General features: G+C 72.7%; 12 protein-coding genes. 6 read left to right on the forward strand and 6 right to left on the reverse strand.

Annotated features, from left to right (window positions below):
* Positions 1-138: 138 nt before the first annotated feature.
* The gene (locus AB0M99_RS08040) at positions 139-1,248 is read right to left on the reverse strand and encodes a glycosyltransferase family 39 protein (protein WP_365917828.1); all 1,110 of its coding nucleotides are present in this window, start codon (positions 1,246-1,248) and stop codon (positions 139-141) included.
* Between the two features lie 302 nt (positions 1,249-1,550).
* Here AB0M99_RS08040 and AB0M99_RS08045 point away from each other — a divergent pair, with 302 nt between their 5' ends.
* Entirely contained in the window at positions 1,551-3,194 is a 1,644-nt protein-coding gene (locus AB0M99_RS08045; protein WP_365917829.1) for an MFS transporter, read from the forward strand.
* Here the strand turns inward: AB0M99_RS08045 and AB0M99_RS08050 are convergent.
* The gene (locus tag AB0M99_RS08050) at positions 3,168-4,580 is read right to left on the reverse strand and encodes an SMI1/KNR4 family protein (RefSeq protein WP_365917830.1); all 1,413 of its coding nucleotides are present in this window, start codon (positions 4,578-4,580) and stop codon (positions 3,168-3,170) included. The two genes, AB0M99_RS08045 and AB0M99_RS08050, sit on opposite strands and share 27 nt — an antisense overlap.
* A gap of 125 nt (positions 4,581-4,705) precedes the next feature.
* Here AB0M99_RS08050 and AB0M99_RS08055 point away from each other — a divergent pair, with 125 nt between their 5' ends.
* Positions 4,706-5,875 (forward strand): acyl-CoA dehydrogenase family protein, encoded by a 1,170-nt coding sequence (locus tag AB0M99_RS08055; protein ID WP_365917831.1) that lies wholly within the window; start codon positions 4,706-4,708, stop codon positions 5,873-5,875.
* A gap of 43 nt (positions 5,876-5,918) precedes the next feature.
* Here the strand turns inward: AB0M99_RS08055 and sepF are convergent, their stop codons facing one another.
* The gene (gene sepF / locus AB0M99_RS08060; protein ID WP_365917832.1) at positions 5,919-6,368 is read right to left on the reverse strand and encodes a cell division protein SepF; all 450 of its coding nucleotides are present in this window, start codon (positions 6,366-6,368) and stop codon (positions 5,919-5,921) included.
* 284 nt (positions 6,369-6,652) lie between these two features.
* Between sepF and AB0M99_RS08065 the strand changes: the two genes are divergently transcribed.
* From AB0M99_RS08065 to AB0M99_RS08080, 4 genes are all read left to right on the forward strand, one after another.
* Positions 6,653-7,933: a DUF5685 family protein gene (locus AB0M99_RS08065; protein ID WP_365917833.1), complete on the forward strand. Its 1,281-nt coding sequence runs from the start codon at positions 6,653-6,655 to the stop codon at positions 7,931-7,933.
* Positions 7,934-8,011: 78 nt separating this feature from the next.
* On the forward strand, positions 8,012-8,830 hold the full coding sequence (locus tag AB0M99_RS08070) for a DUF1684 domain-containing protein (RefSeq protein ID WP_365917834.1): 819 nt from the start codon (positions 8,012-8,014) through the stop codon (positions 8,828-8,830).
* A 159-nt stretch (positions 8,831-8,989) separates the two neighbouring features.
* Positions 8,990-9,874, forward strand: coding sequence for a S1 family peptidase (locus tag AB0M99_RS08075; protein ID WP_365917835.1), 885 nt, complete (start codon positions 8,990-8,992; stop codon positions 9,872-9,874).
* 108 nt (positions 9,875-9,982) lie between these two features.
* Positions 9,983-10,462: a hypothetical protein gene (locus tag AB0M99_RS08080; RefSeq protein ID WP_365917836.1), complete on the forward strand. Its 480-nt coding sequence runs from the start codon at positions 9,983-9,985 to the stop codon at positions 10,460-10,462.
* A gap of 57 nt (positions 10,463-10,519) precedes the next feature.
* On the opposite strand, the gene AB0M99_RS08085 is transcribed toward AB0M99_RS08080, so the two are convergent.
* The 3 genes from AB0M99_RS08085 to AB0M99_RS08095 form a co-directional block, all read right to left on the reverse strand.
* A complete protein-coding gene (locus tag AB0M99_RS08085) occupies positions 10,520-11,416 on the reverse strand; it encodes a DUF4231 domain-containing protein (protein ID WP_365917837.1) in 897 nt (298 codons plus the stop codon).
* 99 nt (positions 11,417-11,515) lie between these two features.
* Complete coding sequence (gene fxsT / locus AB0M99_RS08090) at positions 11,516-15,508, reverse strand: FxSxx-COOH system tetratricopeptide repeat protein (protein WP_365917838.1); 3,993 nt, start codon at positions 15,506-15,508, stop codon at positions 11,516-11,518.
* A complete protein-coding gene (locus AB0M99_RS08095) occupies positions 15,492-16,871 on the reverse strand; it encodes a TIR-like protein FxsC (protein WP_365918098.1) in 1,380 nt (459 codons plus the stop codon). The genes fxsT and AB0M99_RS08095 overlap by 17 nt, the downstream gene beginning before the upstream one ends.
* Positions 16,872-16,880 lie beyond the last annotated feature (9 nt).

The raw sequence follows: 16,880 nt of genomic DNA on the forward strand, positions 1-16,880 counted from the left end.
ACCATGTGATGTGGAGTGGGTCTCACACAGTACTTAATTCCTGGTATTCGGCCATTAGTTGGAGCGGTGCCGATCCATTGCCCCGGACATTTCCCGAAGACTTAGCCAGGCTTTATCGGTGCAGGTCAATCACCCTCCTTACGGCGGGCCCGAGCCGTTCAGCCAGAACGCCCCGTAGACCGCCGAGGCGAGGGCCGCCGCGCCCAGTACGGCGACCGCGCGGCCCGTCCGCCACCGGGCCAGCGCCACCGCCGCCGGCAGCAGCAGCGGGAAGGCGGGCAGCAGCAGGCGGGGCTTGGAGCCGAAGTACCCGGACGCGCACAGCGCCAGCGCCACCACGATCCCGCAGTAGACGAGGAGCGGCGCCGGCTGGCGCCGCCGCACGCACAGCCCGTACAGCCACAGCACCAGGGCGACGCCCGCGATCAGTCCGAGCCCGGCGAGGAAGGCGGAGGAGGCCAGCTTGTCCCCGATGAACCGGGCGAAGGCCCAGCCTCCGTCGAAGCCGTTGCCCCAGCCGCCCTGCACGTCCAGGTACCCCAGCAGCCCGCCGCCGGTGCGCGCGCCGACCCACAGGACGTACGCCGCCGCGCCCGTCGGGGCCAGCAGCGCCCCGGCCACCGCCCGCCAGGACCGTTCCCCGCGCCGCCGGGCCAGTACGACGGCCACCCAGAGCGCCGCGACGACCGCGGCCCCGACCGGGCGGGTCAGCCCCGCCCCGGCCGCGAGCAGTCCCGCGGTGATCCAGTGCCTGCGCAGGACCCCGTACAGGGCCCAGGCCGCGAGCGCGGTGAACAGCGACTCGCTGTACGCCATGGACTGCACGACGGCGACGGGCAGCGCGGCCCAGACCGCGACGGCGAAGACCCCGGCCCGCCGGCCGTGCAGGAGATCGGTGACGGCGAAGATCCCCCAGGCCGCGGCGAGCCCGGCGACCGCGGACACCACCAGGCCGGCCGAGCCGTGGGACAGCCCGGTCGCCGCCGACACCAGCCGCTCCAGCCAGGGCAGCAGCGGGAAGAAGGCGAGGTTGGAGTGGACGTCCCCGTTGGGCAGGGCCACCTCGTACCCGTACCCCTCGGCGGCGATGCGGGCGTACCAGAGCGAGTCCCAGCGGGCGGAGAGCAGCGTGTGCGGGCTGCTGCCGGCGGCCGCTCCCCACACGCCGAGCACGGCCAGCCCGAGCAGCCGGACCGCCGCGAAGACGGCCAGGGCGGGCGCGGCCCGGCGAAATCCAAGATCTTTCACGGGCATGATTATCGATGGCGGGGGCGTGCGCGCGTGGCCGGGAACCACCGGGCGTGAGCGCGCGTGCACTCCGGGGAAGGGCGGGGGGAAGGCGAGGTGCGGGGAGTGGCGTACACCACACGGCGGCCGGTGCCGGGATGAGAGCTTGGCCACGTGTCGGACAGCCGAACTCGCGTACGCTGACTCTTCACTCGCGTGTCGATGCCGGACCCCGTAGGACGCCACACCGCACACGGAACACCCCGTGGCCCCACAAAGACGCTGGTCCGCCGAGTGCGAGGGATCACCTGGGAGGTACATGCATGTCGGGGACGAACATGGCCGGCGACAGGAGCCCTTCCCTCTGGCAGCGGCTCGGCGCGGCCTCCGGCGGGGCCAACCGCTGGGTCGTCCTGGCGGTCCTGTGCGTCAGCCTGGTCCTCGTCGCACTCGACGCGACGATCCTCCACGTCGCCGTCCCGTCCGTCACCGAGGACCTGCGCCCTGGCTCGATCGAGCTCCTGTGGATCGTCGACGCCTACCCGCTGGTCTGCGCCGCCCTCCTGATCCTCTTCGGCACCCTCGGCGACCGTGTCGGCCGCCGCCGGATCCTCCTCCTCGGCTACGCGCTCTTCGGCGCCGCCTCCGCCCTGGCCGCCCTGGCCGACAACGCCCAGGTACTCATCGCAGCCCGCGCCCTGCTCGGCGTCGGCGGCGCGATGATCATGCCGGCCACCCTCTCGATCCTGCGCCAGGTCTTCCCCGACCGGCGCGAGCGGGCCCTCGCCATCGGCATCTGGACCGCCGTCGCCGCCATCGGCGCGGCCGGCGGCCCGGTCCTCGGAGGCTTCCTGGTCCAGCACTTCTGGTGGGGTTCGGTCTTCCTCATCAACATCCCGCTGATGGCGCTGATCCTGCCGCTCGGACGCTGGCTGCTGCCCGAGTCCAAGGGCTCATGCGACGGGCCGTGGGACGTGCTCGGCGCGCTCATGGCCGCGGGCGGCGTGCTCGGCGCGGTCCTCGGGGTGAAGCGGCTCGGCGCGGAGCGGCAGCTGGCCGACGCCGAGGCGCTGCTCCCGCTGGCGCTCGGGGCGGCGCTGCTGATCCTGTTCGTCCGGCGGCAGAAGCGGCGTCCGCATCCGCTGATCGACATGCGGATGTTCTCCCGCGCCGCCTTCACGACGTCCGTCGGCTGCATCGTGCTCGCCATGCTGGCGCTGGTCGGCCTGGAGCTGATCGCCGTGCAGTACCTCCAGCTGGTGCTGCACCTCAGCCCGCTGGAGACCGGTCTGCGGCTGCTGCCGCTCACCTTCGCCGCCATGGCCGCCGGGGCCACCGGGTCCTACACGCTGGCGCGGATCGGGCCGCGCACGATGGTGTCGCTGGGCTTCGTACTGACCGCCGGCGCCGTGCTCCTGCTGACCTTCATGGGGCAGCAGGACCGGCCCGTACTGCTGACGGTCGGGTTCATCCTGCTCGGCTTCGGGCTGCAGACCACGCTGTTCGCGGCGTACGAGTCGATGCTGAGCGAGGCCCCGGCGGCCACCGCCGGCGGAGCGGCCTCGATCGGCGAGACCTCGTACCAGCTGGGCGCGGGCATGGGCATCGCACTGCTCGGCAGCGTCATGAACGCGGCCTACGCGCCGGGGCTCGCGCACGTGGCGGGGGTCTCCCCGGCGGATTCGGCGCGGGCCGCGAACTCCCTCGGCGAGGCCTACCAGGTCGCCGCGCACCTGGGCGGTCCGGCGGGGGAGTCGCTGTACGCGGCCGCCCGGCACTCGTTCGTGCAGGGGCTGCACGTGACGCTGGTGGTCAGCGCGGGGCTGCTGCTCGCAGGCGCGGTGATGGCACTGAAGCTTCCGCGCGTCATGGAGTGCGCGGAGCCGACGGAGGCCGAGCCCGCCGGGAACGAGCCCGTACGGCTCCCCGCGCAGGCGACCTCAGAGCGCGCCCCCGCCGTCGGCTGACCCGGCCGTCCGGCTGCGCGGCTCCGGCTGTGCCGGGCGCCCGAGATCGCCCTCGACGAGCGTCCGGACCGTCCGGGGCCGGTCCCAGAGGGCCAGGATCTCGTCGGCGACGTCGACGGCCGCGAGGTGGTCCCCGTCCCGGGCCTCGACGGCGGCGGCCAGCAGGGTGCGCGGGACGGCGCCGGCGTCCAGGAGGACGCGCCAGTCCCGCACCCCGAGTTCCAGGAACTCCAGCCCGCGGAGCCCGGCGACCTCCAGGGGATCGGCCAGCGTGCCCGCAGCGGCGGTCAGGGTGCGCAGGCGCGGCAGTCCCGCGAGGGGGGCGAGGCTGACCGGCGGGCCGTCCGACACGCCGATGGCCAGGACTTCCAGGGCGGGGTGGGCGGCGGCGCCGACGGTCCCGAGGTTTCCGCCGCCGACCCTGGCCACGACCGGGAGCCGGTCGCCGGGGTGGCCTCGGCCCTCCTCCTTCAGCCGTCCCAGAACGAAGTCGGTGAGGGAGTCGGCCACCGGTTCGGCGCCGACGCGCTGTTCGTGGTCGACCAGGATGACCTGCCCGGTGTATCCGCCCGGGCCGGGAGTCAGGTCGACCGCGTACTCGTCGCCGCCGTTGGTTCCGAAGGCGATCCAGCCCGGCGAGCCGGCCAGGTTCCGCACCGCGGCGCCGGGCGGGGTGGCCGCGGGCTCCGGGGTGCCGGGGGACCACCCCCAGCCGGCGGACCGGGCCTCGCCGTCGATGCAGTACAAGTGCTCCAGCGCGGAGAACTCGCAGCCGACCGCCGTGTTGACCCGCTCCGTCGCCTCCTCGTCGTCGCACCAGTCCTCCCACCGGGGCGCCACCCGGTAGAGCACCTTCAGTTCCTCGGACAGCGTGACGCCCAGCCGCGCCTCGGCGGTGGAGAAATCCTCCGGCGTTGCGCCGACGCTGTCCTCGGGCAGCCACTCGCGGAGCGTGCGCTCCAGCAGTTCCAGGTCTGCCGACGGGGCTGTCGGTGTCCCGGGCAACGCTTCGGGAAGGTGCCGCCAGGGCCCGCTCCGGGCACCCTCGACCAGGACGAGCACCCCGAGGTCCGCGCGGCCCACGGCCGCTTCCACCGCAGGGCCGGGCCGGACCAGGCAGAGAGCGGCCCTGCCGTCCGGCCGGAGCTCGGCGCTGTAGGCGATGTCCCCGACCCCGGCACGCGCGAGTGCCCGCGGTATCTCCTGCGCCGCGGCCGGCTCCGCCGCGGCCCCGTCCTGGGGCAGGGCCGGACTCCAGCCGTGGCGGCCGACGCGCCCCGCCGCCCCGCCCCGCCCGCCGGTGTCCCCGGCCAGCAGGAGCCGCAGCACGGGCCGCCAGGTCTCGAACGCCAACACCGACACCGAGGGGTCCTCTTGACCAACCATGCGCCGACCGTACGCGGCCCCGCCGACAACGCCCGCCCCGCCCGGGGGCCGGGGTGGACCCGCGGCGGGGCCGGGGCCAAACTTGCACCGCTAGGTTTCGCCCTCAGGCCCGCCGGGAGGCCCCCGTGTCCTTCGTTCCCACCGATCCGCTCGGGCTCGACGAGCTCCTCAGCCCCGAGGACCTCGCCATCCGCGACACCGTCCGCGGCTGGGCCGCCGACCGCGTGCTGCCGCACATCGCCGAGTGGTACGAGAGCGGCGAGCTCCCCGCCATCCGCGAGCTGGCCCGCGAGCTCGGCTCGATCGGCGCGCTCGGGATGTCCCTGACCGGCTACGGCTGCGCGGGCGCCAGCGCCGTCCAGTACGGCCTCGCCTGCCTGGAGCTGGAGGCCGCCGACTCCGGGATCCGGTCCCTGGTGTCCGTACAGGGGTCGCTCGCCATGTACGCGATCTGGAAGTACGGCTCGGAGGAGCAGAAGCAGCGCTGGCTGCCCGGCATGGCGGCCGGCGAGCTGATCGGCTGCTTCGGGCTCACCGAGCCCGACGTGGGCTCCGACCCGGCCGCCATGCGCACGTACGCGAAGCGCGACGGCGGCGACTGGGTGCTCAACGGCCGCAAGATGTGGATCACCAACGGCAGCGTCGCGTCCGTCGCCGTGGTGTGGGCGCAGACGGACGAGGGGATCCGCGGCTTCGCCGTGCCCACGGACACCGCCGGCTTCTCCGCGCCGGAGATCAAGCACAAGTGGTCGCTGCGCGCCTCGGTGACGAGCGAGCTGGTGCTGGACGACGTACGACTGCCCGCGGACGCGGTGCTCCCGGGGGTCACGGGGCTCAAGGGGCCGCTCGGCTGCCTCAGCCACGCGCGGTACGGGATCATCTGGGGGTCCATGGGCGCGGCGCGCGCGAGCTTCGAGGCCGCGCTCGGCTACGCGAGGACGCGCGAGCAGTTCGGCAGGCCCATCGGCGGCTTCCAGCTCACCCAGGCCAAGCTCGCGGACATGGCGCTGGAGCTCCACAAGGGCATCCTGCTCGCCCACCACCTGGGCCGGCGGATGGACGCGGGCACCTTGCGGCCCGAGCAGATCAGTTTCGGCAAGCTCAACAACGTCCGTGAGGCCATCGAGATCTGCCGCACCGCGCGGACCATCCTCGGCGCCAACGGGATCTCCCTGGAATACCCCGTCATGCGGCACGCCACGAACCTCGAATCGGTCCTCACCTACGAGGGCACCGTCGAGATGCACCAATTGGTGCTGGGCAAGGCGCTCACCGGGCTCGACGCCTTCCGTTAGGCACGGGGCACCGGGAGGACCGGGGGGCCGGTGAGGGCCCTGCTCAGCTCTGGTTGAAGAAGTCGCGCGAGCGGCCGCCGGGCTCGCCGCTCACGATCTGGGTGTCGGCCGGGGTCAGCAGGAAGACCCTGGTCGCCACCCGCTCGATCGAACCGCGCAGTCCGAAGGTCAGTCCGGCCGCGAAGTCGACCACGCGCTTCGCGTCGCCCGGGTCCATGGACGACAGGTTTACGATGACCGGGACGCCCTCGCGGAACAGCTCGCCGATGCCGCGGGCGTCACGGAAGCCGTCCGGGGTGACCGTCGCGATCCGACGGCCCTGCTCGACGGCGGACTCCGACGCAACCTTGACGCGCGGGTCGGTGACCCACTGCTCGCCGGGGCCGACCACCGAGCCCTGCGGGGCCTCCGCGTAGTCGTCGTCGTAGTAACGCTCGTCGTCGCTGTCCTCCACGAGACCCAGCCAGGCACTCGCCTTGCGCACCGAACCCATGGACGCCTCCTTTCATCGCGGTCAGTCTGTCTTCTCTTCCGCGTCCCTATCGTCGTCCATGATGCTGACAACGCGCCAAGTGGATAGCCGCCGCGCAGGGGTTTCGTGACGGTACTGGTGCAGAACATCCGTTGCACCGTCAAGGATCCTGGTGGGTACCACTGCTGACTGAGTGAAAATACGACCACTGCTGCCGTACGGGTGACCGACGGGGACGTACGAGTGAAGGACCCGGCTCGATACGATGCCCGTCGAGTACGCGTATGACACACGGGGGAAGTGGATTGTTCGGCATCGTCAGACCCTGCACGCACCGGCTGGGAGAGCGGTTCAAGGCGGAGTGGATGGCCCATCTGTGCGGGCTCTGCCTGGCACTTAGGGGCGATCACGGCCAGTTCGCCCGGATCGTCACCAACTACGACGGGCTGCTCGTCTCGGTTCTGACGGAGGCTCAGTCGGGTCCGGCGGCCGGCTCCCGGCGCACCGCGGGTCCCTGCCCGCTGCGCGGCATGCGGACCGCCGCGGTGGCGAACGGCGAGGGTGCGCGGCTCGCGGCCGCCGTCTCGCTCGTGCTGGCCTCCGCGAAGGTACGGGACCACGTGGCCGACCGGGACGGGCTGTTGGCCCGCGCCCCGATCGCCGCCGCCGCGCGCCGGGTGGCCCGGGGCTGGGACCGCGCGGGCGCCCGTACCGGTGCCTCGCTCGGCTTCGACACGGCGGTGCTCGTCGACGCCGTGGACCGGCAGCCGGGCATCGAGACCCTGGCCGGCCCCGGCACGCCCGTGCTCGTCGTCACCGAGCCCACCGAGACCGCGACGGCCGCCGCGTTCGCGCATACCGCGACCCTCGCCGGCCGGCCGGGCAACGCCCCCGCGCTGGCCGAGGCGGGCCGCTACTTCGGGCGCCTGGCACACCTGCTGGACGCGGTCGAGGACCGGGCCGCGGACCGCGCCGCCGGGGCCTGGAACCCGCTGACCGCCACCGGGACCACGCTCGCCGAGGCCCGGCGGCTGTGCGACGACGCCCTCCACGGCATCCGGCTCGCGCTGCGCGAGGTGGAGTTCGCGGACGCGGGCCTCGCCCACCGGCTGCTGGTGCACGAGCTGCGCACCTCCGTGGACCGTGCCTTCGGGACCGGCAGCTGCGCGCACGGGCACGGCGCCACCGCCTCGGCGGGGGGCTTCGGACCGCCGCCGCAGGGCTACGACGCACCGGGCGCGGGCCCCGCGTACGGCACGGCGTACGGCAGCGGGAACGGCAACCCGTACGCCCCGAACCCCCCGTACGCCCCCGGCGGGCCCGGGATGCCGCCACCGCCCATGGGGCCGGGCGGCGGTGGTGGCGGTGGCGGAGGCGGCTGGATGCCCCCGCAGAAGCCCCGCCGCGGGCTGCTCGCCGGCTGCGCCGTGGCCCTCGGGCTGTTCTGCACCTGCCAGCTGTGCTGCGCCGAGCACGAGGGGCCGTGGTCCCGGGAGAAGAAGCAGCCGTGGTGCGACAACTGCGACTGCGGGGGCTGCGACTGCGGCTGCGGCGACTGCTGCTGCTGTCCCTGCGACGGCTGCTGAGGCTACGTCAGGCGTCCACAGGTCCGGACGGGGTACGGGAAGGTTCCCGTCCGGGCCGGTGTGGAAGGGTTGAGCGGCATGAGCGATGACGCAGACGACGACCCGGCCGCGGCCTGGCGGCAGTGGCACCAGCACCGGGAGGCCGCCGTTTCCGCCCCCTACGGCCCCCTCGCGCTGATCGGCACCCACTGGCTCGCCGATTACCCGGAAGGTCGAATTCCGGCCGTTCCGGGGCGCTGGCGCACCAGCGGGGCGGGAGTGGCCCTCACCGCGGCCGCCGAGGACGGCATCAGCCTGGACGGCGCGCCCTTCACCGGTGACGTCGTACTCGCCGCCGACGAGACCCCGCCCTCGCATGCCCGGGTCGCGGCCGGCGACGTACGGCTCCCCGTGATCCGGCGGGAGGGGGAGTGGGCGGTGCGCGTCTTCGATCCCGCCTCCGATGCCCGCGCCGCCTTCGCGGGCATCGAGGCCACCCCGTACGATCCGGCCTTCGTGCTGCCGGGTCGCTTCCGGCCGTACACCGAGGACCGGACCGTCCAGGTGGAGAACGCCGACGGGCGAACCCGCGGGCTCGGCCTCGGCGGTGAGCTGAGCTTCGGCTTCGCGGGCGCCGAGCACCGGCTCCAGGCGGCCGTGGACGAGGAGGACGGCAGCCTCTGGGCGGTCGTCGGCGACGCGACCGGGGGCCGCTCCAGCTACCGCTTCCGGTTCCTCAAGCCCGGCGTGCCGGCCGCAGACGGGTCGATCGCCGTGGACCTCAACCGGATCCTGCTGCCCCCTTGTGCCTTCGCGGATCACTTCGTCTGCCCATTCCCGCCCCCCGGGAACACCCTGCCGTTCGAGATCGCCGCGGGCGAGCGTCGGCTGAAAGCCGCCCTTGCGACCGGTATCTGACGCCAGGACACTCCCGACAGCGTCTCTCGGGTTTGTCAGGGGCACGTCGAAAGGCCTCGTGCCCGCCGCGTCCCCGACCGCCCCCCACGGGCACCGGCACCCCCACGACCGCCGGGCCCCCGATCCCTACCGGGAGGACGAGAAGTGAGCATCAACCGCATGACCCGTACCAGGCTCTTCGCGATGGCCACCGGCCTGGCCGCGGTGGCCGCCCTGGCCGTCCCCGCCGCGGCGCAGGCCGACGACACGGCCCGGGACACCCCGGGAGCGGGCTTCAGCGCCGCCCGCCTCGCCTCCGCAGGGGCCTCGGTCCTGCGCGCCGACGTCGCGGGCACCGCCTGGCACACCGACCCCGCCACCGGAACCCTGGTGGTCAGCGCCGACTCCACCGTCTCGGCCGCCGACCTCGCGAGAATCCGCCGCGAGGCCGGAGCGGACGCCGCGGCCCTGCGCATCGAGCGCACCCCCGGCAAGCTCACCAAGCTGGCCTCCGGCGGCGACGCCATCTACGCGTCGGGCTGGCGCTGCTCGCTCGGCTTCAACGTGCGCAGCGGAAGCAACTACTACGCCCTGACCGCCGGGCACTGCACCGACGGCGCGGGCACCTGGTGGACCAACTCCGCCCGCACCACCGTGCTCGGCTCCACCACCGGCTCCAGCTTCCCCACCAACGACTACGGCCTGATCAAGTACGCCAGCAACTCGCCGGTGCCCCCGGGCACCGTCGGCAGCCAGGACATCACCAGCGCCGTCAACGCCACCACCGGCATGGCCGTGAAGCGGCGCGGCTCCACCACCGGCACCCACAGCGGCTCGGTGACCGGCCTCAACGCCACCGTCAACTACGGCAACGGCGACATCGTCTACGGCATGATCAAGACCAACGTCTGCGCCGAGCCCGGCGACAGCGGCGGCCCGCTCTACTCCGGTACCCGCGCGGTCGGCCTCACCTCCGGCGGCAGCGGCAACTGCTCCTCGGGCGGAACGACCTACTTCCAGCCCGTCGTCGAAGCGCTCAACGCGTACGGGGTCAGCGTCTACTAGACCCACGCGCAGCCCCACCGCGCAGACCCACGCGCCCCCGCTGCACCCCTGGACGTCCTCCCGCCTTCTGGGAGGATGTCCAGGGCGTCACACGGGGGAGGTCTCTGCATGAAACGCATCGGCGTGACCGGGCACCGCTCGATCCCGGACGAGGTGCACGGCCATGTGGTGGAGGGTCTCAGAGCCGTACTGGAAAGCCACGAAGGGCCGTTGGAGGCCCTCTCCAGCCTGGCGGACGGAGCGGACCAGCTCTTCGCCGCCATCGCCCTGGAACACGGCGCGGACCTCACCGTCGTGATCCCCAGCGAGGACTACGAGGACGCCTTTGAGGGCGCCGAGGCGCTCGCCCGCTACCTCGGGCTCAAGGGCCGGGCCACCCAGGAGGTCCGGATGGCCTTCGACCGCTCCACCGACGAGGCCTACTACGCCGCCGGCACCTACATCGCCGACTCCTGCGACCGGCTCGTCGCCGTCTGGGACGGACAGCCCGCACGCGGACACGGCGGAACCGGCGAGATCGTCGCCTACGCCCGCCGGATCGGCAAGCCCGTCACCGTGATCTGGCGCGAGGGCGTGACCCGGGACTGAGCCACGCCACCCGACACCGCACCGCGGCCCCGCCCCGCCCCGCGGCGGCGGGGCGGCTCAACTGCTGTGCCGGGCCAGCCAGTCCGTGTGCTGCGGGGACACGTACCGCTCGGTCTCGTACACCGCGGACGGCCACTGCGCCTCGGTGATGGTCGTCTGCATCACGACCATCATCGCCGCCAGGTCCTGCTCGATCAGGGTGTGCGCCTCGATCAGCGGATGGTGGCGCCGCACCTCGTTCCAGGCGATCCCGGCCGCCGCGGCCGCGCTCAGGAGCCCGGTCAGCTTCGGCGCCGGCCCCGAACCGAAGGCCCCGATCAGCGCGAACAGCAGCGCCAGACAGGTCAGCAGCACGATCGTCCACGACCACAGGGCCGTCGCCCGCCGCGACACCTCCGTCTTGCGCTGGTACCAGTTGCGCTGCTCGATCAGCCGGTCCCGGACGTACGTCTCGCGCCGGACCTGGTAGCCCAGCCCGCGCAGCCGGTGCATCGCGCCGGTGACCTCCCCGCCCTCCGGGACCGTCCCGGAGCCGCGCGGATCCGCCCAGCCCATCTTCTTCAGCTCGTCCAGACCCGCCTCCAGCCGCGTGCGGTACGCCGCCTCCGGCCCGAACACCTCACTGCCGAACGGTGCCCCGTGCACGGCGTACCGCCAGGCCAGGGACTTGATGAACTCCGCCGCGCTGCGGTTGAGCTGCCACTGCGGGCGGGCCCGCCGCCGGGTCGCCCGTACGCCCACGGCCAGCACCCCGGTGTACGCGAGCACGCTCAGCAGCCCGAACAGGTACAGCGATCCCAGCTTCGGCCCCGAAGGCAGGGCGGCGGCGGCCGCGGCCGCGACGAGCAGCACCAGCTGCGCGCGCGTGGCCTGGGTGGACTCCCGCTGCCGGGAGATGGCCGCCTGGTCGGTGTGGTGGAAGAGGGCCGGCAGGTCCTCGTTGCGAAAGGTCATGCTGTCGGTCACAGCGCCCCCCAGTGTGCTGTCGGGCTGTCTGCCGTCATGGTGGCGGGCGCCGGGGACCGGGTACGGCCCCCGGCGCCCGCCGTGGGATCACACGGCGAGGGGCTCCAGGTCGCGGTGGACCCGCCGCTCGTCGCGCGCGTAGCGGGTCAGACCGTGGTCCTCCCCGAGCAGCCGCGCCAGTTCGGCCACCGCCTCGGCCCGTACCCGGGTCGCCTCCTCTTTGCGCCCCATCGAATCCAGGCTGACCGCCATGTTGGAGGCGCTCGCCAGGGTCTCCGGGTGGTGCGCCCCGAGCGCTTCGCGCAGCCGCATCACCGCGAGGCGCTCCAGCTCCAGTGCGCCCTCGGGATCACCCAGGTCGGCCCGGCTGTTGGCCAGGTTGAGGTGGGCGAAGATGGTGTGCGGGTGGTTGTCGCCCAGCACCTCGCGCATGTACCGGATGGTCTGGCGCAGCATCGGCTCCGCCGTCTCCGCCGCCCCCGTGCCCCAGTGGAAGACCGCGAGGTTGTTGACCGCGGCCAGGGTGTACGGGTGCCGCTCGCCCGGCACCTTCATGTACTCGTCCACCACCTCCTGGGCCAGGTCCCGCGCCCCGCCGGGGTCCCCGGTCGCGAACATGTCCGCGGCCAGGTTCAGTTCGCAGGCCAGCAGGTCCGGGTTGACCGAGGTGTACTTCGCCCGGTAGCGGTTGCGGGTCGCCGTCGTCAGCCGCAGCGCGTCCTCCGTCACGCCCGCCCGGCGCAGCGACACCGCCAGGTTCTTCGCCGCCGACAGGGTGCCCGGGAAGGCCCGGCCCAGCGTCCGCTTGTAGATCTCGTACGTCCGGCTCAGCAACTGCACCGAGTCGTCGTACCGGCCGACCTCGCGCAGGTCGCGCGCGAGGTTCTGCGCCGAGGACAGGGTGTACGGATGGTCCGTGCCCAGCACCTCGGTGCGCCGGTCGAACACCTCCTGGTCGATCTCCCTGGCCCGCGCGTACTGCCCGACCATGCGCAGGTTCAGCGCCAGGTTGTTCGCGGCGGCCAGGGTGCGCGGGTGCGCCTCGTGGAAGATCTGCCCGAAGCCCTCGTGCGCGGCCGTGGCCAGCTCCATCGCCTCGCCGTACCGGCCGAGCGCACCCAGGTCCATCGCCAGGCCGCTGGTGGTCATGTAGGTGTGCGGGTGCGAGGGACCGAGGGCGTCCCGCTGCCGCTCCAGCGTGCCCTCGTCCAGTTCCATCGCCTCCACGAACCGGCCCTGCGAACGCAGGATGTTGGAGAGGTGGAACCGCAGGTAGAGGTACTGGAGGTCGTCACCGCCGAGAGTCTCCCGCCAGGTCTCGCGCAGCTCCTCGCCCAGCTGGTACGCAGCCTTGAAGTCACCGCGCTTCCACAGGTACCGGACGCGGTCGATCAGCAGCCGGCGGGTCTCCGGCTCCTTGCAGAACCGGGCCTCGGACGGCGTCAGGTGCGGCCAGATGGTGTTGAACCGGGGCCAGGTCTCCGGGTTGTCTATCGGCTCGTCGTCGTCCGGGCGGGCGCCGGCGAGGATCCGGTGCACCGCGTGCCGGGCCTCGCGCTGCTCCTCCTCCGAGAGCTGCGCCCGGATCACCGCCTGCACGAGGCGGTGCACCTGGATGCTGTTGCTGACCTGGTCGACCTTGGCCAGCGCGAAGCGGCCGATCTCCCGGATCACGCGGCCGAGCACCAGCTTCTCCTGCAGCGAGGAGTCGTACGGCTTGAGCGCGTCGATCATCTCCTTGCTGTAGAGGAGGTTCGCCGAGATCGGCTCGGGCGCGAAGAAGGCGCACAGCTGGAGCAGCCGTACGGCGGCGGGCGAGCGGGACTGGAGCCGCTCTATGGACACGTTCCAGGTGGCGGCGACCGGCTCCGGGTATCCCGGCGGCTGGTTCAGCGCCAGCACCCGGGCCGCCTGCTGGGCCAACTGCTCGATGTACGCGGACACCGGCGTCGCCGTCTCCGCGATCCAGGCACCCGCCTGCTCGACGGCGAGGGGCAGGTCACCCACCGCCACGGCCACCTGCTCGGCGTCGTCCTTGCTGAGCCCGGGGGCCCGGCGCTGGAGGTGCTCGATGGACTCCTCGCGCAGGAACACGTCGACCGGGAGCGCGTCCCCGTACTGCGACCAGGACTGGTTGCGGGAGGTCACGAGCACGTGCCCCGGGCCGCCCGGCGGGAAGAACCGCTTGAGCGTCTCGGGATCGTCGGCGTTGTCGAAGACCAGCAGCCAGCGCGAGGAGGGCACCCCGCGCCGCAGCAGGTCGATCGCCTCCTGGGAGGCGGCCGACATGTCCTCGCCGGTCTGCGCACCGAGGCGTACGGCCAGCTCCGCGAGGGCGGCGACCACGTCGTCGGTCTGCTCCGAGGAGATCCACCAGACCAGGTCGTAGTCGGCCATGAACCGGTGCACGTACTCCAGCGCCACCTGGGTCTTGCCCACGCCGCCGAGCCCGTAGAGGGTCTGCGGCTGCGGCAGCACCACGGCCATGCCGCCGCCGAGCTGGTCGCGCATCCGCTCCAGCACGATGGAGCGCCCGGTGAACCCTGGGTTGCGCGGCGGCGCGTTCCAGATCTTCGGGACCGTCCCGGGGAACCGGGGGCCGGGCTGGGAGGCGCTGGCGACGCTGTCGGGCAGCGCCATGGGCCGCTCCACCGCGCGCAGCAGCGCCGTGGTGGCGTGCACCTCGTCGAGCCGGAACAGGTCCACCGGATTGCGGTCGATGTACGGCGTGGACAGGCGTACGTCGCCCACCCTCAGCGGCACCAGCTGGCGCCGCCCGCCGGTCGGGTCCTCGGCGGCCGCGCGCTCCCACACGTCCACGGCCCGGGCGGACTTGAGGTAGGCGCTGGAGAGCAGCACCACGGTCCGGGCGGCGGTGTCGATGCTGATGCCGGTCCCGCCGCCCAGGGTGTCCCCGGCGCCGGCGACGGCCGGTACCCGCTCGGCCGAGACGTCCTTGGGGACGACCCGGAAACCGGCCCGGGTGAGCACCGACTCGATCCAGTCGGCCCACATCCGGTTCTCGGCGACGTAAGAGAGGAACAGGTCGGCGGGCAGCGCCGGGCGGCGCCGGGTGAAGGCGTCCCGGATCCGCAGGCGCACCTCCTCGCCGATGGCGGGCATGGAGGTGATGTCGCCCTCGGTGACCACGGCCGTGAGCCGTTCGAAGGCGGACAGCAGGGAGTTGGTGAGCCCGGCCTCGTCGCCGAAGGTGGCCAGGGTCTCCTCGTACGCGTAGTAGGGGCGGTACGGGATCTCCACCGCGCCCCAGTAGGAGGTGAGCTCGTCCCCGACGAGGCCGTTGGGGAAGCGGTCGAACTTGATGCGGGCCAGGGCGCGGCCCGCGTCCGCCTTCTCCTTCTCGCCCTCGTCGATGCGCATCGGGACCGGGTAGATCTTGATGCCGCGGTCGTTGAAGCGCTCGTCGATCTGCCGGGCGACCGAAGCGGCGCCGTCGATCGACTGGTCGGAGAGGGTGAAGCAGTCCACCAGGATGTCGGGGAGGTGGACCGTGCAGATGTCCGCGATGTCGGAGAGGCCCGTGCGGCTGTCGATCAGGACGTAGTCGTAGTTCTTCTTCATGTCGGCCCTTAAGGCGTCGAAGAAGAGCCCGCCGCCGAGCCGGTCGTAGAAGTTGTCCCAGTCGAAGGTGGACACGGTCGCCGAGTACTCGCGGTTCTGCCGGCCCGCCGAGACGAAGTCGAGGGTGCCGCCGTCGGGGAACTCCCAGCCGAGGGTCTCGGGGGTGAGCGATACGGCGTGCGGCTGTATCCGCGCGTAGTCCTTGTGCCAGTCGTCGGCGCGCTGCACCGGGCTGGTCGCCGCCCAGGCGTACTCGCTGATCAGGTCGATGACCCCGGTCGTGGCCCCGAGCGTGGAGGGGTCCAGGAAGGGGTGGAAGAAGCGGTGCAGGCCGGGGGCTTCCAGGTCCCAGTCCACGGCGAGGACCCGCTTGCCGTTGGCGGCGAGGATCCAGGCGGTGTTGGCCAGCGCCATGGTGCGGCCCGTGCCGCCCTTGTACGAGTAGAAGGTGACGATCCGTCCGTCACGGCTTTCGAGGCTGTCACGACTCGCTGTCATCCGCGTCCCCCCGGTCGTTGTCGTTGCTCTCACTGTGTCGGTCGTTGGATGCGCCGGGCGGGAAGGGGGCGGGCGGCGCCACGGGTGGCGCCCCCATCCCCATCGGGCCGAGCAGCCTGGGCCGTTCGGTGCCGGTGCTGCCGGCCGGCGGGTAGACCTGTGCGTGTCTCAGGAACTGCTGGGCCGCCGCCTCCACCACCTGCGGCAGGATCTGCCCGAGCGTCTCCATGTTGGCCACGCCGTTGGCGGCGGCCCGGCAGGCGGCCCGGCCCTGGCTCATCTTGACGGGCATGGTGTCCTCCAGCCGGTTGGCCAACTCGCTCTCCTTCGCGCGGCTCTGGTGGTCGTAGCGGTTCCAGGGCACGACCACGTTGATCCACGGACGGGGCGCCTGGTCGAAGGCCGCCAGCCGCTGTCGGCGGTGCTCGTCCTCCACCGCCCACCGGTCGACGATCAGGATCTCCGGCCGGGTCGGCGGCTGTTTGCTGTCGAAGTGGCCGGCTTCGTCGTCGAAGGAACCGACGGTGGTCTGGTAGTTGAGGCTGCGCACCAGGTCCTCCGCCACGTAGGCGATGGGCCGCTGGGCCACCGGATGGTACGGGTTCCACTCCAGCGCGCTGTCCCCGTAGTACTCGGGGCTGCGGCCCTCCGGCAGATCGTGCCGGGAGGCGGCCGCCACGGTGACGTGCAGGGTGCGCGCGGCGCTGCTCGGGGTGCCGAAGGCGCTCGGCACCACCCGGTAGTCCATCGGGCGGATGGGGTCGAGACGGACGGTCTCGGCGACCCGGACGATCCGTTTGGCCAGTTCGTACACGGCCCGCTCGTATTGCTCGGCGTAACCGCGGAGCTTGATCAGGCCGTACAGCCCGTCGGTGACGTAGCGCTCGCCGAAGGTGTTGTGGTTGAACTGCAACCGCTCGGCGGGGCCGGGCAGTTGGGAAGGAGGTACCGGCACCCACAGCGCGGGCACGATGGCCTCGGCCGGCTGGTTGCTGACGGCGCCGTGCTGGATGGCGCGCTGCGCGAATGCGTACCACTCCTTCCCGCACATCTCACTGGCGAAGTAGCGCGGCGAGAACAGGGGGACGAAGACCCGGCAGGTGGCGAGCGCCGCCCCGAGCCGTTCCGACCAGCCCTCGCCGCTGCGTATCTCCCGGTCCATGAACCCGGCATCGGATCCGGCGGGCAGATCCGTCAGCGCCATGACATGGCTGCAGAGATCACGGAACAGGCGCTCCACCCACATGTCGGGATCGGGCCCCCCGGCCCCGAATCTCGGTGTATGCGCATAACTGAGAAAAAAGTACGGCTGCACTGATGCGGGCACACGACCCCCGTCCCGAAGATGCGAGCGAAGAAACATCATTCCGGA

Source organism: Streptomyces sp. NPDC051183 (assembly GCF_040682455.1).
In the GTDB taxonomy this organism is placed as follows: Bacteria; Actinomycetota; Actinomycetes; order Streptomycetales; family Streptomycetaceae; genus Streptomyces.

What these genes read in the sequence shown, in the direction of transcription:
- AB0M99_RS08080 (WP_365917836.1), top strand. Translation starts at nt 9,983, where the DNA reads ATGAAACGCATCGGCGTGACCGGGCACCGCTCGATCCCGGACGAGGTG.
- sepF (WP_365917832.1), bottom strand. Translation starts at nt 6,368, where the DNA reads ATGGGTTCGGTGCGCAAGGCGAGTGCCTGGCTGGGTCTCGTGGAGGAC.
- AB0M99_RS08085 (WP_365917837.1), bottom strand. Translation starts at nt 11,416, where the DNA reads ATGACCTTTCGCAACGAGGACCTGCCGGCCCTCTTCCACCACACCGAC.
- AB0M99_RS08050 (WP_365917830.1), bottom strand. Translation starts at nt 4,580, where the DNA reads ATGGTTGGTCAAGAGGACCCCTCGGTGTCGGTGTTGGCGTTCGAGACC.
- fxsT (WP_365917838.1), bottom strand. Translation starts at nt 15,508, where the DNA reads ATGACAGCGAGTCGTGACAGCCTCGAAAGCCGTGACGGACGGATCGTC.
- AB0M99_RS08075 (WP_365917835.1), top strand. Translation starts at nt 8,990, where the DNA reads ATGACCCGTACCAGGCTCTTCGCGATGGCCACCGGCCTGGCCGCGGTG.
- AB0M99_RS08045 (WP_365917829.1), top strand. Translation starts at nt 1,551, where the DNA reads ATGTCGGGGACGAACATGGCCGGCGACAGGAGCCCTTCCCTCTGGCAG.
- AB0M99_RS08095 (WP_365918098.1), bottom strand. Translation starts at nt 16,871, where the DNA reads ATGTTTCTTCGCTCGCATCTTCGGGACGGGGGTCGTGTGCCCGCATCA.
- AB0M99_RS08070 (WP_365917834.1), top strand. Translation starts at nt 8,012, where the DNA reads ATGAGCGATGACGCAGACGACGACCCGGCCGCGGCCTGGCGGCAGTGG.